At 41.8% G+C, this 21,961-nt stretch carries 27 protein-coding genes; 14 read left to right on the top strand and 13 right to left on the bottom strand.

Features of this window, described 5'->3' with window-relative positions; genetic code table 11:
• The first annotated feature begins 337 nt into the window (after nucleotides 1-337).
• The 3 genes from crtR to VB620_RS15975 all read left to right on the top strand — a co-directional run bounded on the left by crtR (nucleotide 338) and on the right by VB620_RS15975 (nucleotide 1,997).
• Complete coding sequence (gene crtR / locus VB620_RS15985) at nucleotides 338-1,225, top strand: beta-carotene hydroxylase (protein WP_323197145.1); 888 nt, start codon at nucleotides 338-340, stop codon at nucleotides 1,223-1,225.
• A gap of 26 nt (nucleotides 1,226-1,251) precedes the next feature.
• Nucleotides 1,252-1,557 (top strand): papain fold toxin domain-containing protein, encoded by a 306-nt coding sequence (locus VB620_RS15980; protein WP_323197144.1) that lies wholly within the window; start codon nucleotides 1,252-1,254, stop codon nucleotides 1,555-1,557.
• Between the two features lie 74 nt (nucleotides 1,558-1,631).
• Complete coding sequence (locus VB620_RS15975; protein WP_323197143.1) at nucleotides 1,632-1,997, top strand: hypothetical protein; 366 nt, start codon at nucleotides 1,632-1,634, stop codon at nucleotides 1,995-1,997.
• A gap of 69 nt (nucleotides 1,998-2,066) precedes the next feature.
• Here the strand turns inward: VB620_RS15975 and VB620_RS15970 are convergent, their stop codons facing one another.
• The 4 genes from VB620_RS15970 to VB620_RS15955 all read right to left on the bottom strand — a co-directional run bounded on the left by VB620_RS15970 (nucleotide 2,067) and on the right by VB620_RS15955 (nucleotide 4,205).
• On the bottom strand, nucleotides 2,067-2,351 hold the full coding sequence (locus tag VB620_RS15970; RefSeq protein ID WP_323197142.1) for a hypothetical protein: 285 nt from the start codon (nucleotides 2,349-2,351) through the stop codon (nucleotides 2,067-2,069).
• 37 nt (nucleotides 2,352-2,388) lie between these two features.
• Nucleotides 2,389-2,790: a chorismate mutase gene (aroH, locus tag VB620_RS15965; protein ID WP_407674242.1), complete on the bottom strand. Its 402-nt coding sequence runs from the start codon at nucleotides 2,788-2,790 to the stop codon at nucleotides 2,389-2,391.
• A gap of 90 nt (nucleotides 2,791-2,880) precedes the next feature.
• A complete protein-coding gene (gene sppA / locus VB620_RS15960; RefSeq protein WP_323197140.1) occupies nucleotides 2,881-3,702 on the bottom strand; it encodes a signal peptide peptidase SppA in 822 nt (273 codons plus the stop codon).
• A 206-nt stretch (nucleotides 3,703-3,908) separates the two neighbouring features.
• Nucleotides 3,909-4,205, bottom strand: a complete 297-nt coding sequence (locus VB620_RS15955; protein ID WP_323197139.1) for a hypothetical protein — start codon at nucleotides 4,203-4,205, stop codon at nucleotides 3,909-3,911.
• A gap of 494 nt (nucleotides 4,206-4,699) precedes the next feature.
• Here VB620_RS15955 and VB620_RS15950 point away from each other — a divergent pair, with 494 nt between their 5' ends.
• From VB620_RS15950 to plsY, 4 genes are all read left to right on the top strand, one after another.
• Nucleotides 4,700-5,497: an MlaE family lipid ABC transporter permease subunit gene (locus VB620_RS15950; protein WP_323197138.1), complete on the top strand. Its 798-nt coding sequence runs from the start codon at nucleotides 4,700-4,702 to the stop codon at nucleotides 5,495-5,497.
• Nucleotides 5,498-5,660: 163 nt separating this feature from the next.
• Entirely contained in the window at nucleotides 5,661-6,047 is a 387-nt protein-coding gene (locus tag VB620_RS15945) for a DUF3119 family protein (RefSeq protein ID WP_323197137.1), read from the top strand.
• Nucleotides 6,048-6,140: 93 nt separating this feature from the next.
• The gene (locus VB620_RS15940; RefSeq protein ID WP_323197136.1) at nucleotides 6,141-7,424 is read left to right on the top strand and encodes a DUF3086 domain-containing protein; all 1,284 of its coding nucleotides are present in this window, start codon (nucleotides 6,141-6,143) and stop codon (nucleotides 7,422-7,424) included.
• Between the two features lie 78 nt (nucleotides 7,425-7,502).
• On the top strand, nucleotides 7,503-8,183 hold the full coding sequence (plsY, locus tag VB620_RS15935) for a glycerol-3-phosphate 1-O-acyltransferase PlsY (protein WP_323197135.1): 681 nt from the start codon (nucleotides 7,503-7,505) through the stop codon (nucleotides 8,181-8,183).
• Between the two features lie 163 nt (nucleotides 8,184-8,346).
• On the opposite strand, the gene VB620_RS15930 is transcribed toward plsY, so the two are convergent.
• From VB620_RS15930 to VB620_RS15920, 3 genes are all read right to left on the bottom strand, one after another.
• Nucleotides 8,347-8,682, bottom strand: a complete 336-nt coding sequence (locus tag VB620_RS15930; RefSeq protein WP_323197134.1) for a tRNA-binding protein — start codon at nucleotides 8,680-8,682, stop codon at nucleotides 8,347-8,349.
• On the bottom strand, nucleotides 8,679-9,473 hold the full coding sequence (tatC, locus tag VB620_RS15925) for a twin-arginine translocase subunit TatC (protein ID WP_323197133.1): 795 nt from the start codon (nucleotides 9,471-9,473) through the stop codon (nucleotides 8,679-8,681). Before tatC ends, VB620_RS15930 begins: the two co-directional genes overlap by 4 nt.
• 169 nt (nucleotides 9,474-9,642) lie before the next feature.
• Entirely contained in the window at nucleotides 9,643-11,838 is a 2,196-nt protein-coding gene (locus VB620_RS15920) for a lytic transglycosylase domain-containing protein (protein WP_323197132.1), read from the bottom strand.
• Between the two features lie 311 nt (nucleotides 11,839-12,149).
• Between VB620_RS15920 and VB620_RS15915 the strand changes: the two genes are divergently transcribed.
• Nucleotides 12,150-12,668, top strand: coding sequence for a tetratricopeptide repeat protein (locus VB620_RS15915; protein WP_407674241.1), 519 nt, complete (start codon nucleotides 12,150-12,152; stop codon nucleotides 12,666-12,668).
• 43 nt (nucleotides 12,669-12,711) lie between these two features.
• Nucleotides 12,712-13,596 (top strand): DUF3153 domain-containing protein, encoded by an 885-nt coding sequence (locus VB620_RS15910; RefSeq protein WP_323197130.1) that lies wholly within the window; start codon nucleotides 12,712-12,714, stop codon nucleotides 13,594-13,596.
• Between the two features lie 107 nt (nucleotides 13,597-13,703).
• Here the strand turns inward: VB620_RS15910 and pdxH are convergent, their stop codons facing one another.
• Nucleotides 13,704-14,348, bottom strand: a complete 645-nt coding sequence (gene pdxH, locus VB620_RS15905) for a pyridoxamine 5'-phosphate oxidase (RefSeq protein ID WP_323197129.1) — start codon at nucleotides 14,346-14,348, stop codon at nucleotides 13,704-13,706.
• An 87-nt stretch (nucleotides 14,349-14,435) separates the two neighbouring features.
• On the opposite strand from pdxH, the gene VB620_RS15900 reads away from it, so the two are divergent.
• Nucleotides 14,436-14,699, top strand: a complete 264-nt coding sequence (locus tag VB620_RS15900) for a DUF3146 family protein (RefSeq protein WP_323197128.1) — start codon at nucleotides 14,436-14,438, stop codon at nucleotides 14,697-14,699.
• Here VB620_RS15900 and VB620_RS15895 read toward each other — a convergent pair.
• From VB620_RS15895 to ntcA, 4 genes are all read right to left on the bottom strand, one after another.
• Complete coding sequence (locus tag VB620_RS15895; protein WP_323197127.1) at nucleotides 14,696-15,136, bottom strand: pre-16S rRNA-processing nuclease YqgF; 441 nt, start codon at nucleotides 15,134-15,136, stop codon at nucleotides 14,696-14,698. The two genes, VB620_RS15900 and VB620_RS15895, sit on opposite strands and share 4 nt — an antisense overlap.
• A 70-nt stretch (nucleotides 15,137-15,206) precedes the next feature.
• Complete coding sequence (locus tag VB620_RS15890) at nucleotides 15,207-16,613, bottom strand: DUF3084 domain-containing protein (RefSeq protein ID WP_323197126.1); 1,407 nt, start codon at nucleotides 16,611-16,613, stop codon at nucleotides 15,207-15,209.
• Between the two features lie 2 nt (nucleotides 16,614-16,615).
• Complete coding sequence (locus VB620_RS15885; protein ID WP_323197125.1) at nucleotides 16,616-16,783, bottom strand: hypothetical protein; 168 nt, start codon at nucleotides 16,781-16,783, stop codon at nucleotides 16,616-16,618.
• A 20-nt stretch (nucleotides 16,784-16,803) separates the two neighbouring features.
• On the bottom strand, nucleotides 16,804-17,475 hold the full coding sequence (gene ntcA / locus VB620_RS15880) for a global nitrogen regulator NtcA (RefSeq protein WP_323197124.1): 672 nt from the start codon (nucleotides 17,473-17,475) through the stop codon (nucleotides 16,804-16,806).
• Between the two features lie 375 nt (nucleotides 17,476-17,850).
• On the opposite strand from ntcA, the gene fabI reads away from it, so the two are divergent.
• From fabI to VB620_RS15865, 3 genes are all read left to right on the top strand, one after another.
• The gene (gene fabI / locus VB620_RS15875; protein WP_323197123.1) at nucleotides 17,851-18,627 is read left to right on the top strand and encodes an enoyl-ACP reductase FabI; all 777 of its coding nucleotides are present in this window, start codon (nucleotides 17,851-17,853) and stop codon (nucleotides 18,625-18,627) included.
• A 126-nt stretch (nucleotides 18,628-18,753) separates the two neighbouring features.
• Nucleotides 18,754-19,374 carry an imidazoleglycerol-phosphate dehydratase HisB gene (gene hisB / locus VB620_RS15870; protein ID WP_323197122.1) on the top strand — a complete coding sequence of 207 codons (621 nt, stop codon included), beginning with the start codon at nucleotides 18,754-18,756 and terminating at the stop codon, nucleotides 19,372-19,374.
• Nucleotides 19,375-19,446: 72 nt separating this feature from the next.
• Complete coding sequence (locus VB620_RS15865) at nucleotides 19,447-20,427, top strand: ABC transporter ATP-binding protein (protein WP_323197169.1); 981 nt, start codon at nucleotides 19,447-19,449, stop codon at nucleotides 20,425-20,427.
• 62 nt (nucleotides 20,428-20,489) lie between these two features.
• Here VB620_RS15865 and VB620_RS15860 read toward each other — a convergent pair whose 3' ends face one another.
• Nucleotides 20,490-21,164, bottom strand: coding sequence for a LuxR C-terminal-related transcriptional regulator (locus tag VB620_RS15860; RefSeq protein ID WP_323197121.1), 675 nt, complete (start codon nucleotides 21,162-21,164; stop codon nucleotides 20,490-20,492).
• Nucleotides 21,165-21,265: 101 nt separating this feature from the next.
• Here VB620_RS15860 and VB620_RS15855 point away from each other — a divergent pair, with 101 nt between their 5' ends.
• On the top strand, nucleotides 21,266-21,925 hold the full coding sequence (locus tag VB620_RS15855; RefSeq protein WP_323197120.1) for a DUF3386 domain-containing protein: 660 nt from the start codon (nucleotides 21,266-21,268) through the stop codon (nucleotides 21,923-21,925).
• The last annotated feature ends 36 nt before the right edge of the window (nucleotides 21,926-21,961 follow it).

Raw genomic sequence — 21,961 nt, 5'->3', positions numbered from 1 at the left:
ACAAGCAGAGGAGGAATAGGGGTGTGAGAGTAACTTTGAGCCGAAATAATTAATTTTTTCCCTGCTTATCTTTTCCCAAGTCTTGTGAGATAGAGTAGATATCGTACACCAAACTTGGTTACATCCTGCTGAAGAGATATTTTCAGTCAACTCTTTACTGCTTGCCTAAACACCCCACTAATCAGCAAAAACTTATCTCTCGTCTGGAATCATAGCGCTATTCATCTGTGATTCGGCAAAGATCAGGTTAAATATTGCTAAATAAAAGCTTACAAAGTTTATTATTTAATTATCGCTCTCGTATATTTTTAATGTTTGCTCACGAAAGGAGTTAAGAATGCTCACATTGGAGGCACAGAAGTCACTGAAAATCCCGCCGAAGGAATTTTTAGCGCCTCCTGGTGATTTTAATCCAACACTGCTGTTGTTTTTATCCACGGTAACAATGTTGGTGTTGTCTAACTTTGGTTACTGGCTATGGCAATGGCCAGACTGGTTGTGCTTTAGTATTAACACTCTGGCTTTACATTGTGCTGGTACTGTGATTCACGATGCTTGTCACCAATCGGCTCATCGTAACCGCGTGATTAATGCCATGTTAGGTCATGGTAGCGCTTTGATTTTAGCTTTTGCTTTTCCCGTATTTACACGGGTGCATTTACAGCATCACGCCCATGTGAATGATCCGAAAAATGACCCAGATCATTATGTATCTACAGGGGGTCCATTGTGGTTGATTGCTGTGCGCTTTTTGTACCATGAGGTGTTTTTCTTTCAACGGCGACTGTGGCGCAAGTATGAATTAGTCGAATGGTTTGTCAGCCGTTTAATTGTGGCGACAATTTTTTATATTTCCATTCAATATCACTTTTTAGGATATATTCTCAATTTTTGGTTTATCCCGGCGTTTTTGGTGGGGATAGCTTTGGGATTGTTTTTTGATTATCTCCCACATCGTCCATTTGCGGAGCGCGATCGCTGGAAAAATGCCCGCGTCTATCCTGGTAAAGTTCTTAATATCCTGATTATGGGACAGAATTACCACTTAATACATCATTTGTGGCCTTCTATTCCCTGGTATAACTACCAACCTGCTTATTATGCAATGAAGCCGTTATTGGATGAAAAGGGTAGCCCTCAAACATCTGGTTTATTGCAGAAAAAAGACTTTTGGGAATTTGTGTATGACATCTTTATCGGTATTAGATTTGGTCGTCATCACTAGTAATTTCAGGGTCGTCACACTAAAATATGACTAATGACAGCATTTATAGTCAATTGAGTGCGATCGCTAAAAAATTCCAAATTTTTGAATGTGTCGCCTGTGCTATTGCCATGCGGCAATTTCTTTTTACTCAAAACATTGCTGGTAAACAGATTAGCCTATACACAGGTAGCACAGAAGATCCTTTCTGTAATATTTATCATGAAAAGCTGCAACAAAATATTTCTATCAACGGAAGACATGAAGCGATATCTGTAGAAATTGATGGAGATGAACTCATATTCGACAACATTAACCCTGAAGGAATTTCTAGAGTAGAGCTTGCTGAATAACCTTTACTGCCCCGTCCTAGATTTAGGTGGCAATTTCCAAATCACAGAAACCGAATTTTAAGCAGGAGAGAAAGATGTTTGATTTATATGAACTAATCTCCAATATTCGGAAACGTCCAGCCATGTATTTAGGAGAAACTTCTATCTCCAACCTCCGCACTTTTTTAGCTGGTTATTGCTTTGCCCGTCGCCAGATGGGAATTTCTCAAACTGCACAAGAAAAGCATTTTTCCCAGTTTCAATCCTGGATTCAGCACAAAATTAATCGAACTTCCAATCAAACCTGGGATCAAATTATTTTATCTTTCTCGCGGGATCAACAAACTGCTTTAGCTATTTTTTTTGACCTGTTTGATGAATTTATCCAAACAGAAAATATCGATGAAATTAAATCAAATCCCCAGAATAACCAGAAGGTAGTTTCACGGATTCAAGAGTAAAAGGGATAGTAGCCACGCAGAACTGAATGGAACTGCGCCACTACCCCAGTGTCAATTTCTTACTTCTTATTAAATATCAGTGCAGAGGTTTTGGGCGTAAATCACCTCAATATTGCTAGCAAAATCCAACTTGTCTAAAGATTCAGCAAACAATACAAAACCTTTGTATGCTGTCACATACTTATAGATTTTGGTGAAATAACCTTCACTTGTGATGATTACGAGTGGCTGCTCCATTTTGGAGAGAATTTGCAGAAAATCTTCTAGCTTGACACAGACACCAGTTCCCCTCTCTGTAAACATTCTGCCGCCTATGGCAGAAAGTTGAGCAGCATCACCACTGTAATAGCTCATTTCGTGCTAATTTTTACATATAATTTACAGCCGTATTTTAAACTTTTGACTTAGCTATGTGCTGTGATGGTTGTAACGGCTGGGATAAACTCCAATCTGGTCGTAATTTGGCAGCTTGGCGTAAATAAATATGATTAATGGGTGTGGAGGCTGGGAGGTAAGCGTGGATGAGAAACCGGACGCAACGCTGTAAGCTACCTTCGACGTACATTTGCTGAACATCCAACATGGCGACATTATCCCATCCAGGACGCGATCGCGCGATCGCCGCCGGAAAAATCGCATCTAAATCACGGGTAACTGAGAAAGTCACACTAATCATTCTCTCAGTTGGCAGTTGATTCCGTTGTTCTAGTTCATCTATAAGTTCTGTTACCGCTTCTGTAATTGCTGCAACAGTGTTTTCTGCAACAGTTGTTGCGCCCCTAATAGCTTGCATTTGCCAATCCACGCCCACATCCTCCTGAATTTAGTTATGAGTCATGGGTCGTCGTTAATCATCGACTATTGACCCATGACGGTGATTTATTTAGGGTCGATATAACCACAGTGGTAGACCACTGGTAGAAATTTCAAATTGGAGCCAATCCATTCCCGCTCCTAAACCTGATGAAACCTGACGACTTCCGGGTAAAAGACGACTGAGTAAAGGTTTTCGTTCTTCTAGGTTATAACAAGGTGCTTTCTCAGGATCAAGACCGACTAATTCAGCTGTCCAGCAACGTGCATCTTCTTCGGTTCCCAGACGGTCTACAACACCTAATTCTAGAGCTTGTTCCCCAGTAAAGATGCGACCATCAGCAAAAGTTTTTACAGTTTCTACTTCCAAAGAACGCGCCTCGGCGATAGTCTGGACAAACTGACGATAACTCACGTCAATCAACTCTTGGAGGATGTTTTCTTCCGGTAAAGTTAATTCCCGATCAAAGGACAAAATATCTTTGTAAGGGCCAGACTTGATAACTTTGAAGGAAACACCGATTTTGTCTAGCAAGCGTTCCAAGTTATTACCGCGTAAAATTACACCAATACTCCCAGTGATTGTACCAGGATTAGCGATGATGTGTTCTGCCCCCATGCCAATGTAGACACCGCCAGAAGCTGAAATATTACCAAAGCTGGCAACAATTTTAATTTTCTTGCTTAATCGTTTGAGGGCGCTGTAGATTTCTTGGGAATCTCCCACTGTACCCCCAGGACTATCAATACGTAGAAGTAAAGCGGGAAACTTGTTCTCTTCTACAGTTTTGAGGGCTTCTAACACCCGTTTGCGAGTAGAACCAGCGATCGCACCAGTAATTTCAATTCGGGCTATTTGTTTACGAAACTTAGACTTGAAAGGCCAAACCATGAGCAGTTAAAGAACCTCTATAATACACTCAATTTGAAAAGCCAAGGGTTTTTTAGCATACCGCTTATACTCAGTCAGTATTGAGCAACTATTCAACTATTTAATTATTTTTTTTAAAACAAGATAATTATATATAAATCCAGCCTAAATCACAGAGAAACGACAGGTGATCAATATATGAACACCCAAAACCTGATTATTATCACTTAAGAATCAATCCGCAAAATTTGACAACGGCAATAAGCATAAGTATCAAAGAGCGCCCCGACGAAACTACAAGTCAAACTAATAATCATCAGTCCATGAAGGGGATGACCACTGCCAAAAATCGAGAGAAAATGGATAATGCGAGTGGTGCTAGCCCCAGATGCACCTTCTAAAGCGGGAAAGTGACCGATGAGAGGTAAAAGAAATAATACGCCACCTACTAAAGACATGGGAGCAATAAAACTAAAAAACATAGTCAGTAGTAGGGAACGAAGAAAGTTCGTGAATACAGACATTTACAGCAGGCTCCGTTAATAAAGTGAACAATCGCTAAAAACTGAGATGCCATCTTCCAGAATACGTGCGATCGCTCCCCAACAGGTGATATGTCAAAAATCTTAAGTTTTGATTAAAAGAAATAGCCCCCTGTAAACTCAGATGATTTGAAGCTTAAAAACGCTGAAATTTTCTTAAACCCTTGCCTAACAGAGCTTTAAAGCCATATTGTTTCATAACTATTTCAGATCAACAGCAGTTATAGAACTTTACTTTCTGAGATCAACTTTAAACTAAGTTAATCTTTTACCCAAGCTATCAAGCCGTAAGTAAGTTTTTTCCAATCCCCAATCCCCGTATACTAAGTGACTTGTACTAAGCAACTTGTACTGAGCGCAGTCGAAGTAAGTCGAAGTAAGTTGAAGTAAGTCGAAGTGCAGTCCCAAATCACCGATTCCCTTAAACAACAGACATCCGTTATTCTTAATGCAGTGAAGTAGTTAGCCACAAAACATTGAGTGAGAGTAAATCCAAATCCGGTTTAGGAGCCTGGAGTCAGCGACTGCTGGCGGCAGTTTTCCTGGGTGGACAAGTAATAGTTCACCTCTTGAAGGGGAAAATCAATTGGCGCAACACTATAGAACAAATGGCATCTGTGGGACCCGATTCCCTATTTATTGCCCTGTTAACGGCTGTATTCGTTGGCGCAGTGTTTACAATTCAAGTAGCGCGGGAGTTTATTAACTTTGGTGCGGGTAATCTGGTCGGCGGAGTTTTGGCGGTAGCATTGACACGAGAACTATCACCCGTACTCACCGCAGTGGTTTTGGCGGGAAGAGTCGGTTCTGCATTTGCAGCCGAAATCGGGACTATGCGAGTCACCGAGCAAATCGACGCTTTATTTATCTTAAAAACCGACCCTATCGATTACCTTGTAATTCCTCGGCTGCTGGCTTGCTGTTTAATGCTGCCGATTTTAACCCTTCTTTCTTTGATAACAGGCATTTTAGGAGGATTAATTATTGCGACAAATATATATGGTATTGCCGATACAGTATTCTTAGATTCAGCTCGTAACCTTGTCGGTATTTGGGATATTATCAGCGCTTTAATCAAGGCTGCTTGCTTTGGCTTATTAATCGCCATTATTGGTTGCAGTTGGGGTTTGACAACGAAAGGAGGAGCTAAAGGCGTGGGACAATCAACTACAACAGCTGTTGTCACCTCTTTGCTGATTATATTTACCAGTAACTTCTTTCTGTCATGGTTAATGTTTCAAGGAACCGGAGGAGCATTGCTGCAAGGTTTTTAAATGAGGAGTGGGAAGAAGCAGGGGAGCAGGGTGCAGGGTGCAGGGGGGAGAAGACAGTAACTTCCCAATGACTAATGATTTACCCTGAGCGAAGTCGAAGGGCTAATGACTAATGACTCCTAAAATAGGATAAATGTCTATTAATAAAATAGGATGAAAAACTGTGACCAGTTCATTCGCACCTGACACCACATCAACGGTGGAACTCCAGCCTAGTTACAATATTCCTGTTGTATTGCTGATTGCTGCTATTCCCATACTGCTAGTACAGATTTGGGTAGGAGTGGTGATAGGATTATTGGGTTTATTTCTGTTGTTGCAAACTGTAACAATACGACTACACTTCACAGCTACAGACTTAGATATTTACAGACGCGAAAAACTACTGCGGCGTTTTCCCTATCAAGAATGGCAAAACTGGCGTATATTCTGGAATAGAATTCCGATTCTGTTTTATTTTAAGGAAGTCAACAGCATTCACTTTTTACCGATTTTGTTTGACCCTAAAACCCTAAAGTCTTGTCTGGAATCACGTTGTCCACGAATATGAGTGCTGTTAGAGTCAACCATGAACAGTGGTTTTGCATCTAGACTATATTTTTGACGGTTATTTATTTGCATCATAGGAATTGCATTATTGTTTATGAACCCAGAGGAATCTCAAACCCCAGAACAGACTGATGAGTGGTTGGAACAAATAGAAGCCGAAAACCCCAAGGAAGAAAAGTCAGAAAACTCTTCTGTAGAGTCAGTTCTGGAAATGGAAACGTCAAGTCTACCAACTGAGACAGAAGAAAATAATGCCAATATTGAGCCAATCATATCTGATACAGAAGTGACAGATTTGGTAATCGAGTCTCCACAAGATTCAACTGTTGAGTTAGAAGCTGAAACTCCTGTAGTGGGTTTACAGATAGAATCAGATTCACAAGATAATTCACTATATTCAGAAGCTGAGGAAAGAGTTGCAGAGTTACAACGCACAGAAGCATCTCTGAAAGCAGAAATAGCGAATCTACAAGGTGCTTACACAACTCTTCAAGAACAACTCGGCGAAACTCAAATGTCTCTGGGAAGACTTGTACAAGAATCGCTGGTGCAATTAGAACAACGCAAACAAGCTTTGCAAATTTCTGTAGAACAGTTGGAACGCCGCCAGGAACGCATTCGGAATGAAATGCGAACCACTTTTGCCGGAACATCCCAAGATTTAGCGATTCGGGTGCAGGGTTTTAAGGAGTATCTCACGGGTAGTCTACAGGATTTGGCAATGTCAGCAGAGCAATTGGAACTGATACCACCGGTGAGAGTGGAACCAGTGAAACCTGTTGTCCCGGATGTCAAACCACCCCAAGAACAGCCAGGAATACCACAATTTGCCCAACAACAATTTCAAGAGACTAGTAATAAAATTCGCCGCTTAATTGACCAGTATCGGAGTAAACCAGATTATTATGGTCCCCCTTGGCAATTGCGTCGGACTTTTGAGCCAGTTCATGCAGAAAGAGTGTCTGATTGGTTTTTTAACCAAGGTGGACGGGGTGCTTTGCGGACGATGGGTAGCAGGTTGCAGAATATTCTGATTGCTTCAGCTGTGGCTTCGATATTACACAGGTTGTATGGAGATAGAATCCGTACTTTGGTTTTAGCTAATTCTCCAGAACGGTTGGGTGAATGGCGACGCGGTTTGCAAGACAGTTTGGGAATTGGTCGCCCAGATTTTGGACCCGATAGAGGTGTAGCTTTGTTTGAAACACCTGACGCTTTAGCTGTGAAGGCTGACCGACTGGTAAAGGCTAATCAATTACCTTTAATTATCATTGATGATTCGGAAGAGCAAATAAGTTTAGCCATGCTGCAATTTCCTTTGTGGTTAGCTTTTGCGCCTGACCCTAAAACTGTGCGAAATTACAATGATGATTTTTAAATGAGATGCTGAGGACTAAAGTAAAGTCCTCACTACCAGCTTTTAATTATTTATAACTGTTCACTGATTTAATTAATTATGGCTATTTGGCTGAGTTTGTGTGGTGCTGCTGTGGTGCTGGCTTACTTGTTGGGTTCTTTTCCCACTGGCTACATTGCTGTGAAGCAGTTAAAAGGTATTGATATTCGGGAAGTGGGTTCTGGTTCCACTGGCGCGACTAATGTTTTAAGAACTTTGGGGAAGGGGCCGGGAGCTTTTGTGTTAGCGGTTGATTGCTTAAAGGGTGTTTTAGCGATCGCACTTGTATATGTTCTATTCTCTTTTACTCCTACTGAAAATCTTATCCCCTCAACGGTAGATATCTCTATTTGGCAACCTTGGATAATTATCTTGGCTGGTTTATCAGCTATCCTGGGACATAGTAAATCAATTTTTCTGGGCTTTTCTGGTGGTAAATCTGTAGCTACTAGTTTAGGAATTTTATTGGCGATGAATTGGCAAGTAGGTTTGGCAACAGCTGGTGTATTTGCTGTATTCATCGCTATATCCCGGATTGTATCATTGAGTTCGATTAGTGGTGCGATCGCAGTTCCTATTTTAATGGCGATTCTACATCAGCCTTTACCCTATATCCTCTTTGGCATTGCTGGGGGATTCTATGTAATTTTCCGCCATCGGGCTAATATTGAGCGCATATTTGCAGGTATTGAACCAAAAATTGGGCAGAAGTTAGTCACGGAAGAAAGTGCTGATGGCTGATTTGCTGAATATGGAGGAATGAACCGCCAAGTCGCCAAGAACGCCAAGGAAGAGAGGAATATTGATTGATGAGTGGAAGTTCAACTAAATTGAACCAGCCTCAGAAGTTATGTCAATTTATCCCTTCTCTTTAGTAAGGAGATTGGGGTTGAGGTTCTATATTTTATGAAATTCTTTGACCCAAAGGCACATTTCTATCTGGTTGAATTAAAACAACTTCGCCATTTTCCACAACTACCCCTAAAACTAAAACCTCTGACATAAAATCAGCTATTTGACGAGGTGGGAAATTAGTTACAGCCAAGATTAACCTGTTATTTAAATCTGCTAAATCATAAAGTTTAGTAATCTGAGCGCTAGATTTTTTCACGCCCAAATCACCAAAATCTATCCATAGTTTATAAGCTGGTTTTCGTGCTTGGGGAAAATCTAAAGCTTTGATAATTCTCCCTACACGAATTTCCACCTGCTCAAACTCAGCATAATTAATTTGTGTCATTTACCCATGAGTTTCACTACACCAATACCACCAAAGTATAGTCCTAGCACTGCTCCTGCTAACAAACTTTGGGTGAGGGGGTCAGTGGAAGGAGTGAGGACAGCACCGAGAACTACTGCGCCCATAATCACAAACCGCCAGCCGGAAATCATTTTTGTAGAGGAAACAATTCCTAAATTAGCTAGTAATAATTGGATAACCGGAATTTGAAAGGCTATCCCAGTGCAAAATAACAGTAGCAGTACAAATTCAAAGTATTTATCAATTGACCAGAGTTGCTCTACTACATCTTCGCCGTAGTTAATGAAAAAATTCAACGCTGCGGGTATGAGCAATAAATAGGCGAATACTAAACCAGCTAGAAACAGCACACTGGAACCCAAAACGATTGGACCTATGAAGCGGCGTTCCCGGCGAGTCAGTCCGGGGAGAACGAACTGAATGATTTGGTAAAGAATGAAGGGGCTAGAAAGCACCAAGCCACTGTAACCTGCGACCTTGATAGAGACAAAAAAGTATTCTCCGGGAGCCAGTTGCAGAAATTTAACTCCCTGGGCTGGGATTTCCAGTAACTGCACAATGGGTTTGACGGCTAAAAAACAGCCCACAATACCAACTGCGACAGCAATCAGAGCATAGAAAATCCGTTGTCTTAATTCTTCTAAATGGTCGAACAGGGACATTTCCAATTCGTCTGGAAAGTCATTGAGAGAATCAGTTTTAGAGTTGCCGTATTCCTCTTGGTCAATTTCCGGAGTAGTTACAGCTTCTACATCTTGTGAGGGTGTCATGAGTCAGCTTAATAGGCAACATTTGTTAACTATTGTATCCGGGGAAGCAGCGACCAAACTATGTTTTTGATTTTTGGACTTCTTTTCAAACCTTCTGAGGACTTCGACAAAAACCCCTCAAACTCTCATAACTCTGTGTCCTCTGTGTCTCTGTGGTTCGTTTTCCTAACTACCTCTGGGGCAATTTTGGATGTGCTTCTGAGTATTGTGCGACTTTCGCGGAAATTTCTGGGTTGTAAAGTCTCAAATAATTCCAGTAATTCCCAAATACTTGTCGCACGTAATTTTTAGTTTCATTAAATGGAATATCTTCCACAAAATAATCGAGATCATTTTTATCAATGGTTCGCACCCATTTGGCGACGTTGCCAGGTCCGGCATTATAACTGGCGATCGCTAGCATGGAGTTATTGTTATACTCCCGATGGGTATAGTCTAAATACCATGTCCCCAGATTAATATTTTGGTTCGGGTCCTCTAAATTAATGGTTTTGCTATCCAAGTTAATTTGAGGAGCAATCCATTCCCCTGTACTGGGCATGATCTGCATCAAACCAGTCGCACCGACAACAGATTTAATTTTTGGCTCAAACATGGACTCCTGACGCATTAAACCTGTAACTAGGAGAGGATTTAACTGCCGTTCAGCAGACCATTTTTTAATTTCCTGACGATAGGGAAAAGGATAACGGGCTTGCCAATAAGTTACTTTTTGGCTCAAATTCTGATAATCAGCCTGTTCCTCTGGTGTTTCCCGGTCTTCCAATCGAGAAATCAAATTAATTGCAGAGAGATGGTTTCCCTTGGCTAGGCGAATTAATCCTTCGGTAAATTGTTCGGCTACGGTGGGCTGGAGTTTATTCAAAAATTCTGTTTCCCATTGCAACCAAGCATCACGGTCTTCACCGAGCAAATATAGTTCTTTAAATGTTTCTGAACCTGCGGGGGGTACTGGTCGTTGATGTGGAACTATTTCTGGTTGCAATTGACGCACGGTGTCAAAGTTACCGACATTCAGCCCCATATTGGCAGCTGAACGCCAAGCATAGTAAGAGTAAGGAAACTGATTCAATACATACTCATAAGCGGCTTTGGCTGATTCTGGCTTTCCTAATCTAGTAGCCCATTTCCCCACCCAAAAACCTGCTCTGGGAGCCAAAATACTATTATGATTATTTGTAGCAATTGGTTCTGCCCATTGCCAAGCCCCTGAGTAATTCTGAGTTTCAGCTTGCTCTTTGGCTTTTTCCCAGCGATACTCTGCTGCTTGATTAGAACTACCATATTTGCTTAAGAGTAATTCCCAAGCCTGTTGCGCTGAGGCTTGATTTTTAAGACCTTGGTAAATTTTGGCTTTTTCTACTACTGCTCTACTAGCTTGTTCTGGAAATTTGGCAATAATCTGGTCAAGGTAGGGGAGAGCCTGTTGACGGGTTTTGGTCAATTCTGACAAACGCAACAAAGCTAGTCCGGTTTCCTTCGCATCGGGAAATTTTTGTACTAGTTGATTATAAATGGCGATCGCCTTTTCCCGTTCTTGACCTCCAATCTGGATTCCTCTTGCAGCTCGGTAAAGGTTGCGGGGTGTTGCAGGGGCTTTGACATAAGCATCACCAGCTTTGGCAAATTGATTATTCTCCCAATAGGCTGTACCCACTGTTTCCCATTCTTCAGCTTTGAGATTGGGCTGTGTCACCAGTTGATCTAAAACACCGACAATTCCCGGTTGATTCACCGCGTATTGTGCCAAAATTAACCGTAATTCTGGCTGATTGGGATTTTCTTGTAACCGTTTATAAATAATTTCCCAGGTGAGGGGATGAGAAGGAAACTCGGCGATCGCAGTATCATGATGTTCAGGTAGTGCAATCATATACAGCGCTTGAGCTTTCCCGGCTTCATTGGGATACTCTCGCAGTACTCTTTGTCTGAGATCCGAAGCCTTACCATCCTCTCCCAGAATATCTTCTGCCTGTGCCTGTTTAAGTAAAATGTAAGGACCAAGACTGGGATAACTTTTTTCTAATCCTTGGAGAAAACTTAAAGCCTTTTCCGCCTCCCTATTCTCCAGTAAATCATTAGCTAACAGATAACGAGCGCGTTCTCTATCTGGTGAACTTGAACCATTAGCAATGGCTTCTAATTTAGCTGCCCGTTCCTGTTGAGGCTGTGATACTAGTGTAAATACAGATGAATTGGCTTGGCTAGCTGTAGAAATTTGTGCAGAGGGATTTCTCAGTAGATTGAACTGTTGTCCGAAATATTTTCCGATTTCCGGTGCTGATACAACTGCCCCAGCTGAAAAGGCAAACAGTGCCGCACAAGCAATGAGAGTAATATGTTTTTTTTGTAGTTTATTCAGCATGAATACCCAGTGGTGACAGCTTGGTGGTCAATTCCTGTAATCTTCTGTTAATTAACCCTGTTATTGAGGTGATGTGTTCTGATTCCAACTCCAATCACAACTATAAATATTGGGTGTTTTTGGTAAGGGTATCAGTGCTACTGTGCCTTACTATATAATAGGGGGGCTTTAAGCTATTTTAACTAAACTTCCAGAAGTTACGCTTCACATATCTGGTGAGATAACCGCTCCCCTACTGCCTATTAGTCTGTTTTTTATCGACTTATTAAATATGGCAAAATAGCAAAGTCGTGCTAATTGCTATGCATAACGTGAGTACAGAAAGTTTAGAAATTGCCAAAAGTCGCTACCAGGCTGGAAAAATTAACTTTGAAAATGGTAAATATCGAGAAGCTGTAGAAAACTTGGAAAAAGCCAGCGCCCTCCTATCTCGAAATTCTTCCCTTGGGGGTGAAGTTGAACTTTGGCTAGTAACAGCCTATGAAGCAGCCGGAAGGACAGAAGAAGCTATCACCCTTTGTCAACAACTGCAACGCCATCCTTTCCCAGAGACGAGCAAACAAGCCAAGCAATTACTTTACATTTTAAACGCGCCTAAACTCCAACGCCCCAGTGAATGGATGACGGAAATACCTGATTTAGGTGCGTTGTCTGATAATGATCAGAAAATTCGCGCAGCAGCCCGGTCTCGACCAGTTTCCCGTCCCACACCTAATGAACTAGAATTAGTGGATCTCAGTCAGGTGAATACCCAAGATAATCGCTTTATTTGGGTGGCACTAATTGTTATTGTGTTAACACTCTCCTACTTAGCTTGGTTGAGCTTTTAGTCAAGATTAGTGAAAAATACTTGAATGTTGGGGAAATATACCGATGAATTATTCTAATTTCAGCAAGATTTTGCTCAGATTCATCAGAGCATTGAGTGTTGTGTTGATCAGAATGGGTTTATTGTTCAAACTAATTAGCCGCAATCTCATTAATCGCATATTTCCTCTGAAAAATCCTATTTTGTGGCTGGTACTGTTCTCGTCACTGTTGCTAACTGGTTGTGTTGATTACGACGCAGGGGTGAACTTTAATAACTCCAATCGTGGGGAAATAGTACAGCATATTAAATTGGGGGAACGACTCACTAGTTTTAGTGGTGATTATGTATATGAATGGTTGCGGAGCATAGAACGCCGTACTCGTCAACTAGATGGTAGAACGCAACGGATTTCTCCAGAAGAAATTATTGTGAAAATTCCTTTTAGTAATGGTCGAGAGTTACAAGAGAAATTTAATGATTTTTTCAACTCCCGTACTAATCAAAAAGCCAAAGATGTTAAGAAATCATCTGAGTCTGAACTACCGCAAATTGAATCTAATTTATTGATAGCTCAGAATAATTTGGTGCTGTTGGTGAGGAATAGATTAATTTATGATTTAGACTTGCGATCGCTCTCCTTAATTGCCAATCGGGGTAATGTCCTTTCTGATACGGAATCAATTCTTGACTTGAAATTTAGCCTCAACACCCCTTGGGGAGCCAGAAATATTGAAAAAACCGCAACTGCCATCAAGCCACAAAAGCAAGGTAAGCAATTAGTATGGCAGATGAAACCAGGACAACTCAACCACATAGAAGTAGTTTTCTGGTTACCTAGTCCCCTCGGTATTGGTGGTTTGTTAATTATTCTGTTTATCTGGGGAGGAATTTACCTGAGATATAGTTTTATGCCAGATCCCAAGGTTCAATGTAAGCAGGGTTATTAGCCATTGGTCATTAGGAAATTACCGTCTTCTCCCCCCTGCTCCCTGCTCCCTGCACCCCTGCCTCTTCTCTTCCCCCACACTTCCCACACCCCCCAATCCCCAGTCCCTTATGGTGACAAACGCTCTATTTTCCAACAACTGTCACTGGTGCGAGTATACAGTAAGCGATCGTGGAGACGACTGGGACGACCTTGCCAAAACTCAATTTTGGTGGGGATGATGCGGTATCCTCCCCAGTGAGGTGGTCGAGGAACTTCTTGATTTTCATATTTGTGCTGAAATTCCTGCAATTGTTCTTCTAAAACTTCCCTACTAACAATTACCTGACTTTGATTAGAAGCCCACGCACCTAAGCGACTATGGGGAGGACGCATCTCGAAATAAGTATCAGATTTTTCTGGGGAAATTTTTTCTACTGTCCCCACAATTCTGACTTGGCGTTCTAATTCTGCCCACCAAAAAACTAAAGCGGCTTGAGGATTTGCTGCTAGTTCTTGTCCTTTATGGCTGTTGTAGTTGGTGAATAAAACAAAGCCCTGTTCGTCAAAGTCTTTAAGTAGTACCATTCTGGCTGAAGGTTGACCATTGGGTGTCGCTGTAGCCAGAGTCATAGCGTTAGGTTCAGGAAGTTGGGCGGCTAGTGCTTGTTCAAACCATTTTTTAAATTGAATGAAAGGGTTGGGGTTAATTTCAGTTTCACTCAAACCTTCCAATGTGTAATCTTTGCGGAGGTCTGCTACGGTCTTGTCCATGTCAATTTGTATATTTTAGATAAGTTTGGTAAATAAAAGAAGTAGCCTATTGATTGGGCTGTTATCCCAAAAGTGACATAAAGCATTGTGAGTGCCAAACGTCTTCCAGAAACTACCGCCCATGTCAGAATTATCCGTCAATCGTGGCCACTCGGTCTGCTTGAGGGTGAAGTTAGTGCGGGTAACTTCGAGTGGCATTTTAAATGGCATTTTCGCCGGGGAGAACTGTCTGTGAAGCCCTCCCAAGGTCGTGCTTTGATTAAAGAGCCTCTTGGTCGTTTTTTAGAACAACAGGACTATAAATTAGAGCCTGGAGGCGATTATGACTTTACTATTAGGGCTGAACTTTAGTTATTGGTTGTGAGGCGATTTAAGTATCTTTCAATGAGAAGGAGAGCAACTATATCATCTATGGGTCTTGGTGGCTGTCTCATGCCTTGTGGAAGGAGTTTTGTGAGTCCTTTGGGGGGGTACATCTGCCAGTAGCGATCGCGTGCTTCTAAGGTGCTGTACCGTTCATCTACTAAAATGATGCTTAACTGCTCTAGTAATACTTCGCTAAGTTGCTGTTTCCATTGTTTAGCGGTGGTTTGATTACCCATGACTAGCAAGGAAACGGGAAACTGTTGACGCAGGGTTTCAATGGTGGCGATCGCCTTTTCTGCGGTGACAACTTGATGATAATACAATTGCCGGTCTAGTCCCATGACTGCTATACCACATTTATCTTTACCCGGATCGAAGCCCAAGATAACCGGTTGTGTGGGTGAAAATTCACTAAAAGTCATAATAGATGTGGGAGGGGGATTTTATTATTTAATTATTTTTAATAGCTATTTAACTTGTTTACTATAAATTTTAGGTGCTGAAAATCACTTTGCCGTCGATGATTGCCAACAGCTTAATTCTTACAGGTCCTGCTGTATAAGTATCCTCCATAGCGATCGCTTTGATTTCTAAAGGTTGATCATACTGTCTTAGTTGTAGGAAAAAGCGTAAATGAGAACCTTCCCTCAACACACCTTCAATAATTCCAGCATTACGCGCCCGAAATTCTGAAGCGGAGATCAGCAAATCCAGTCTTTGCGATAGCTGATAGGATGACATAATTTTAGGATTGGCATTAGTGGTGGCTAGGATCTCGCCTTCTGAAAAGACTAATTGATTTCGAGCTGCATCAGCAAAAAATTCTATTTGGTTTTCGCCTCTGACATAGTTACCAGCAGAAAATATCCGAACAACGTAATCTTGACCATCCTGAATTTGCTCACTCAGTTTTTCTATTCTGTCTTCGGTAACACGCAGAAGCTGTTTATTTGAGGGAGTTTCCCCAGGTTCGGTTAATTGAATGTTGGCATTTTGGTTGGCTGCTTTCAAAAGTTCTATGACCACTTGACGGGCTGCACTGGCTTGATTAACGCGAACCACGTTTGCAGCCAGAATTTGATTGCGAACCAGTGCTAGTTTACCTAAACGCAGGTCACGATATGACTGATAATATTTTTCTAGCCTAGCGACTTCTTCTTCTAAATAATTCTGCCGTTTTTCTAAGTCTTTGAGGCGAGACTCCCTAACGGCGATGACTTCTTCTCGCGCCGTAATTTCTTGATTGCGTTGTTTAATTAATCCATCCAGTTCGGCAATTTTGCGATCGCGCTGATCAATCGCTGTTTTCGCCTCTTCAATGGCTGTTTTAGCTTCTGTATACAGTCGTTCTCGTTCTGCTTTTAGTTCTTCAATGGCCGCTTGTAATGTCTCTCTTTGATCATAAACACTTTGCAGTTCTGTTAAAGCTTGTTGATACTGATTTACTACTGCACCTAACTGGCTTTGAGTTCGTCGGAGTTGAGTTGCGGTGGCTTGTTGTTTAGCGTTCGCCGCTTGCAAGGACTTGTTAATTACCTGTAACTCTTCCTCTGCTTTGGTTTGTTCGAGTCTGGCCGTATTTAACTCCTTCTCTACCTGACTTTTTTCAGTTTCAGCAATTTGTAGCTGTTCCCGGTTGTTTCTCAGGTCTTTTTGAATATCTTCTAGCTCAAATACCCCTTGCCGCAAACCTTCATCAGCAGTAAATAAGATCCCTAGTGTGGATGCGGAAATTAAGCCACCCGTAAATATTGTTACTAGTACAGCCGTTTTTTTGGGACGAAGATTAAACAGTGAGAGGCGTGCTTTACCAACTCGCGTACCAATGCGATCGCCCACAGTGGCAATTACGCCCCCCAAAATTAAAATTGCTGCTATCAGGATGTAACCGGTGGTCATTTTTAGCTACCGTTCACAGTGCGCCGGAGACAGAATACTTCCAGATACAGCCTACTACTTTCAATCATCATCTGATCGAAGATGGGAGATAGGCAATAGCTGAAATTAATCATGATTTTAGATTTACCTCCAGCTATGGGTGTCATTTTCCAGAACACAACATTTGCCATCCCACCTCCCTGAATTACATTTAGGTAAACTGCTTACTCAAGGTAACAGGTTTATGCACGGTAATCTTCTTTTTGTGAATAGAAATCATTTGTTTCTCACGCAAGTCTCCTAATAAGCGAGTGACAGTGACTCTTGTGGAACCAATGGCTTCAGCGATCGCCTGATGAGATAACTTCAAATCAATCGTAATCCCATCTGCACAAGGAATACCAAAATCACGACAAAGAATTAACAAAAAACTCACCAATCTTGAACCCATATCGCGGTGAGCTAAGGTTTCAATCATCATCTCTGTCTGTAAAATCCGCGAAGATAGGCCTCGCAGCATCAACATTGATAATTCTGGATTCTCCTTAAAAGCTTGCTCTACCTGTTCAATTGGCGCTGACAGTAACTCTACAGGTGTAAATGCCACTGCATGGTAAAATCTATCGGACTTATTTCCTGTCAATAATGACAGCACACCAAAAACACTATTTTCCCGTAGCAGTGCTACCGTTATTTCCTCTCCTGCCTCGTATACCCTGGAAAGTTTCACAGCACCCTTCAAAAGAAAATAAACTCGTTCAGCAGGATCGCCGGGAAAAAATATTGTTTTATTGCGTTCAAACGTTTCTACAACTGGAGGAAATGCTCCGGTCGCCATTTGACGAAATACATTTGCTAGGGCTTTATCTTCTGTCACCATCATCTCCCTTCCCCTACCCAATGCCGGAAAAACAAAAACTGATTACCTAAGAATACACCTGAAAAATTAATAAAGCACCGTCAACCTTTCTGTACATTCCTATACTCAAACCCATAACTTCATAGTTATTTGTTCACAATGATACATAATTTTTGCCGTTTTTAGCTAGTAGTTGTTATAAGTACTTGCACAGTTGTGGTCATCAGGTTTTTCAGCAAAAAATTCACGATATCTTGAGAATATCTTCAGGATTATCTGGAAAAACTTTTCACAAAACAGTTCACCTGATGATCATTTTTGCAAATAAGATGCACAACCAATACAAACTCGCGTCAGATTCTAGTATGCTCCTAATAATTGATCACATTCACAATTTCTATGCTGGATCTGACTGGAAAAAACGCATTAGTTACAGGGATTGCCAATAACCGTTCCATTGCCTGGGGAATTGCTCAACAACTGCACAAAGCAGGAGCTAACCTGGGTATTACCTACCTCCCAGATGAGCGAGGCAAAATGGAAAAAAAGGTGGCGGAATTGGTCGAGCCTCTTAAACCCAGCTTATTTGTTCCCTGTAATGTCCAAGATGACGCACAGGTACAATCTACCTTTGAAGCAGTCCGGGATAAGTGGGGAAAATTGGATATTCTCATTCATTGTCTAGCCTTTGCTCACAGAGATGATTTGACTGGTGGTTTTAGCCAAACCTCACGAGCGGGCTTCAAAACAGCCTTAGAAATTAGCACTTATTCCCTAGTACAGTTAAGCGGTGCAGCCCAACCCCTGATGACAGAAGGCGGTAGCATTATCACTCTGACATATTTGGGAGGCGTGAGAGCAATTCCTAATTACAATGTTATGGGAGTAGCGAAAGCCGGATTAGAGTCTAGTGTACGTTATTTGGCGGCTGAACTGGGACCACAAAATATTCGAGTAAATGCCATTTCCGCCGGACCAATACGCACATTAGCATCTTCAGCAGTCGGCGGAATTTTAGATATGATTCACCATGTGGAAGAAGTCGCGCCCCTGCGTCGCACTGTCACTCAGGAAGAAGTAGGTAATACTGCTGCTTTCTTATCTAGCGATTTAGCCAGTGGTGTTACAGGACAAGTTATATACGTAGATGCCGGCTATGAAATTATGGGAATGTAGTCATTAGTCAATCAATTTTAGATTTTAGATTTTAGATTTTGGATTAGACTGCAATCTAAAATCGCAAATCCAAAATCCAAAATTCTTTACTCCCCACACTCCCCACACCCCCCACACTCCTCATTTATGCAAACAGAACGCCTAAATTTGACTCAAACTGCCCGCGTTGCTTCTGTTCATCGTACTACTGGCGAAACAGATATCAAAGTTAGTATTAACTTGGATGGTACAGGTATATGTACGGCAGCCACCGGGATTCCATTTTTGGATCATATGTTGCATCAAATTTCTTCCCACGGCTTGATTGATTTAAATGTTCAAGCCCAGGGAGACTGGGAAATTGATGACCACCACACCAATGAAGATGTGGGTATTACTTTAGGACAGGCTTTTGCTCAAGCTCTGGGTAACAGAAAAGGTATTGTGCGGTTTGGTAATTTTCTCGCTCCTTTAGATGAAGCTTTAGTACAAGTGGCGCTGGATTTTTCTGGTAGACCTCATCTCAGCTATGGTTTGCAAATTCCGACCCAGCGTGTGGGAACCTATGACACCCAGTTAGTACGGGAGTTTTTTGTAGCATTGGTCAACCATAGCCAAATGACTCTACACATTCGGCAGTTGGATGGTATTAACTCCCATCATATTATTGAGGCGACATTTAAGGCTTTTGCTAGGGCTACCCGGATGGCGGTGGAAATTGATTCCCGTCGTGCTGGTACAATTCCTAGCTCTAAGGGTATTCTATAGGATAGTTGAGGCTAAAGGAACCACTGAGGTACTCAATTTGTGATAATTGACAAACTTAGTGGTAATTGTGACATGAAGTCTGGTGTAGAAATCGCTGATAATCAACTAAATAATATTGATAACCCGCCAGTGGTCCTAACTGCTGATTTGCGTAAAGTCTATCGCACGGGTTTTTGGATGAATCAAAAGGTTGTGTCTCTCAAAAGTTGTTCTGTTAAGGTTCACAAGGGGGAAACTTTTGGTTTATTAGGGCCTAATGGCGCTGGTAAAACTACTCTTTTAAAACTGTTGTTGGGAATTATTCGCCCCACTTCTGGCAAGGGTTTATTATTGGGTAAACCATTGGGCGATCGCCAGACGAAGCAACTGATTGGCTACCTCCCAGAGAATCCTTATTTATATGACTATCTGACTGGCTGGGAATTTCTCCAGTTAGCGGCGGGTTTGTTCCAAATTCCCCAAAGTGTGCAACGTCAACGCATTCCCGAACTGCTGGAATTGGTGGGTTTATCTCTAGGGGATGCGCGTAAAAAACCGATGCGTCGCTATTCTAAGGGAATGTTACAGCGTGTGGGGATGGCACAGGCGCTGATTAATGATCCGGAGTTGATCTTTCTGGATGAACCAATGTCTGGTTTAGATCCTTTGGGGCGTTACCAAATGCGGGAAATTATTCTCTCGCTGAAAGCCGCAGGTAAAACTATTTTCTTTAATAGCCATGTGTTGAGTGAAGTGGAACAAATTTGCGATCGCGTGGCTATTCTTGCTCAAGGTGAAGTCATTTGTTCTGGTTCTCTAGAGGAACTCTTGGGCGGTGATCAAACATACTACATCAAAGGTCGCGGTGGTGACTCTGAGGTGTTGAAACAATGGATATCTAATCTGTCCTTTGAAGGTGATGGTTCTTGGCAAGGACTATTACAAGAAGATTACTATGATTTTCTGGCTAGTCTCCGATTGATGAACGGGCAAATAATTTCGATGAAATTATCTCGTCATTCTTTAGAAGACTTTTTCATGGAACAAGTCAGAGGAAAGCAATCTGTTAATTAGTATTAAGCAAGCCCCCGTAGTTGTCCAAGTTTGGGGGAATGCTTAACCCACTGGGTAGTTAACTAATGGAGAGAAATTAAATTTAATTTTGCCACCATCTCACTCCTAGCTGAAACACCCAACTTGCGAAACATCCGTTTCAGGGCTTGCTTCACAGAATTTTGGGTAATCCAGAGTTTTTTGCCAATTTCGCTATTAGTTAGCCCCTGTGCTACTAATTCAGCAATTTCTAGCTCACGGGGGGTTAAAGGACTGACTAATTGGGAATTGGCTATTTTGGCTTTTTTGGCGCGGAGAGTCGCAAGTTTTGCTGATAAATGAATACACAAAGCGCTAAAATCAGCTAAGTCATCGGCATTAAAGGCATCTGTTCCTTGCTGACGGGCTAAGTTTAAGGTTCCCACGAGGCGACCATCACAGACAATCGGCCCGGTCATGACGTGTTCATGGTCTTGACGCGAACAGAAATGTTTCCAATCTCCTGGTGATAATATTAGTTGTTCATGGGCGGGAGCGTGCCGTTCTACCACATAGCGCCCGACTGGATTATTCTCCATACAGACTGCGGGTATAGTCTGAACATTAATTTCTGTAGTTGGCTGTTCGTCAATCAAATAGATACCGCAATGTTGTACGCCAAAATACTCACCAATTTTATCCATGAGAGCCAGTCGTAGTTGCTGCTCGTTGTTGACATTAGCGATCGCTTGAAATACAACGTAAAGAGAATTAGGCATAAGTGTACCCACTTGGGGACTATGCGAAGCTTCAGATTTACTTCTATGCTAATACTAGCCAAGATAAAACGCTAATATAGCTAGTCATGCTAGGAGAGTAGATGACAATTACACAACTTTCGGCTCAGGAACTTTTCCGGGCTGCTTACGAAAATCGCTACACTTGGGATAAGTCTTTTCCAGGTTATACCGCAGATATTACTTATAAGTATGATGACAAAGTATTTACAGGTAAAATTGTCATCGACGGTGAACTGAAGGCGGAAGTGTTGGACGTGGAAGATGAGTCAGCTAAAAAAGCCATCCACGGTCAAGCTTGGGAAATTGCTATTCACCGGGTGCGTCGTAGCTTTGAAGATAGCCACAGTGAGAATAAATTCAGCTATGGTCACACTGAGGAATCTGGCGCAACTGAAATTTTAGTTGGTGGTAAGGCTGAAGGCGATAAATATAAAGTTCGCAATAATGAAGTTTGCCATGTTCACCGTTTAATTCACGGTACTTTTGTGACCATTAACACTTTCAGCAGTCATGATACTGGAGCGGGTTATTTGTCTCACACCTATGACTCTGTATACCATGATCCGAAAACAGGGGAACAAAAGGGTGGTAGAAGTGAGTTTACCGATGAATATGAAAAAGTTGGTGAATATTTCATTTTGAACCGTCGGGAAATTCGGACTGAGACAGCCGGAAAGGTTTCTGTTCAAGAGTTTGTATTCTCGAATCTGAAACTACTTTCTCCTCCTGTGGCTGCTTAGGTTTGATTTTTTAATACAATGAATGAGCGATCGCCT

Source organism: Nodularia harveyana UHCC-0300 (genome assembly GCF_034931085.1).
Classification (GTDB): Bacteria; Cyanobacteriota; Cyanobacteriia; order Cyanobacteriales; family Nostocaceae; genus Nodularia; species Nodularia harveyana.
The sequence above is the reverse complement of the archived record's forward strand: the minus strand, read 5'-3'. Positions and strand labels throughout refer to the sequence as shown.

Coding starts and splice junctions, on each gene's coding strand:
- VB620_RS15920 (WP_323197132.1), bottom strand. CDS start 11,838: ATGCTGAATAAACTACAAAAAAAACATATTACTCTCATTGCTTGTGCG.
- plsY (WP_323197135.1), top strand. CDS start 7,503: ATGGCTATTTGGCTGAGTTTGTGTGGTGCTGCTGTGGTGCTGGCTTAC.
- VB620_RS15980 (WP_323197144.1), top strand. CDS start 1,252: ATGACTAATGACAGCATTTATAGTCAATTGAGTGCGATCGCTAAAAAA.
- VB620_RS15910 (WP_323197130.1), top strand. CDS start 12,712: ATGAATTATTCTAATTTCAGCAAGATTTTGCTCAGATTCATCAGAGCA.
- VB620_RS15940 (WP_323197136.1), top strand. CDS start 6,141: ATGAACCCAGAGGAATCTCAAACCCCAGAACAGACTGATGAGTGGTTG.
- tatC (WP_323197133.1), bottom strand. CDS start 9,473: ATGACACCCTCACAAGATGTAGAAGCTGTAACTACTCCGGAAATTGAC.
- VB620_RS15865 (WP_323197169.1), top strand. CDS start 19,447: ATGAAGTCTGGTGTAGAAATCGCTGATAATCAACTAAATAATATTGAT.
- VB620_RS15930 (WP_323197134.1), bottom strand. CDS start 8,682: ATGACACAAATTAATTATGCTGAGTTTGAGCAGGTGGAAATTCGTGTA.
- ntcA (WP_323197124.1), bottom strand. CDS start 17,475: ATGATGGTGACAGAAGATAAAGCCCTAGCAAATGTATTTCGTCAAATG.
- VB620_RS15855 (WP_323197120.1), top strand. CDS start 21,266: ATGACAATTACACAACTTTCGGCTCAGGAACTTTTCCGGGCTGCTTAC.
- VB620_RS15890 (WP_323197126.1), bottom strand. CDS start 16,613: ATGACCACCGGTTACATCCTGATAGCAGCAATTTTAATTTTGGGGGGC.
- VB620_RS15895 (WP_323197127.1), bottom strand. CDS start 15,136: ATGACTTTTAGTGAATTTTCACCCACACAACCGGTTATCTTGGGCTTC.
- crtR (WP_323197145.1), top strand. CDS start 338: ATGCTCACATTGGAGGCACAGAAGTCACTGAAAATCCCGCCGAAGGAA.
- aroH (WP_407674242.1), bottom strand. CDS start 2,790: ATGCAAGCTATTAGGGGCGCAACAACTGTTGCAGAAAACACTGTTGCA.
- VB620_RS15970 (WP_323197142.1), bottom strand. CDS start 2,351: ATGAGCTATTACAGTGGTGATGCTGCTCAACTTTCTGCCATAGGCGGC.
- VB620_RS15860 (WP_323197121.1), bottom strand. CDS start 21,164: ATGCCTAATTCTCTTTACGTTGTATTTCAAGCGATCGCTAATGTCAAC.
- VB620_RS15975 (WP_323197143.1), top strand. CDS start 1,632: ATGTTTGATTTATATGAACTAATCTCCAATATTCGGAAACGTCCAGCC.
- VB620_RS15955 (WP_323197139.1), bottom strand. CDS start 4,205: ATGTCTGTATTCACGAACTTTCTTCGTTCCCTACTACTGACTATGTTT.
- hisB (WP_323197122.1), top strand. CDS start 18,754: ATGCAAACAGAACGCCTAAATTTGACTCAAACTGCCCGCGTTGCTTCT.
- sppA (WP_323197140.1), bottom strand. CDS start 3,702: ATGGTTTGGCCTTTCAAGTCTAAGTTTCGTAAACAAATAGCCCGAATT.
- VB620_RS15885 (WP_323197125.1), bottom strand. CDS start 16,783: ATGGCAAATGTTGTGTTCTGGAAAATGACACCCATAGCTGGAGGTAAA.
- pdxH (WP_323197129.1), bottom strand. CDS start 14,348: ATGGACAAGACCGTAGCAGACCTCCGCAAAGATTACACATTGGAAGGT.
- fabI (WP_323197123.1), top strand. CDS start 17,851: ATGCTGGATCTGACTGGAAAAAACGCATTAGTTACAGGGATTGCCAAT.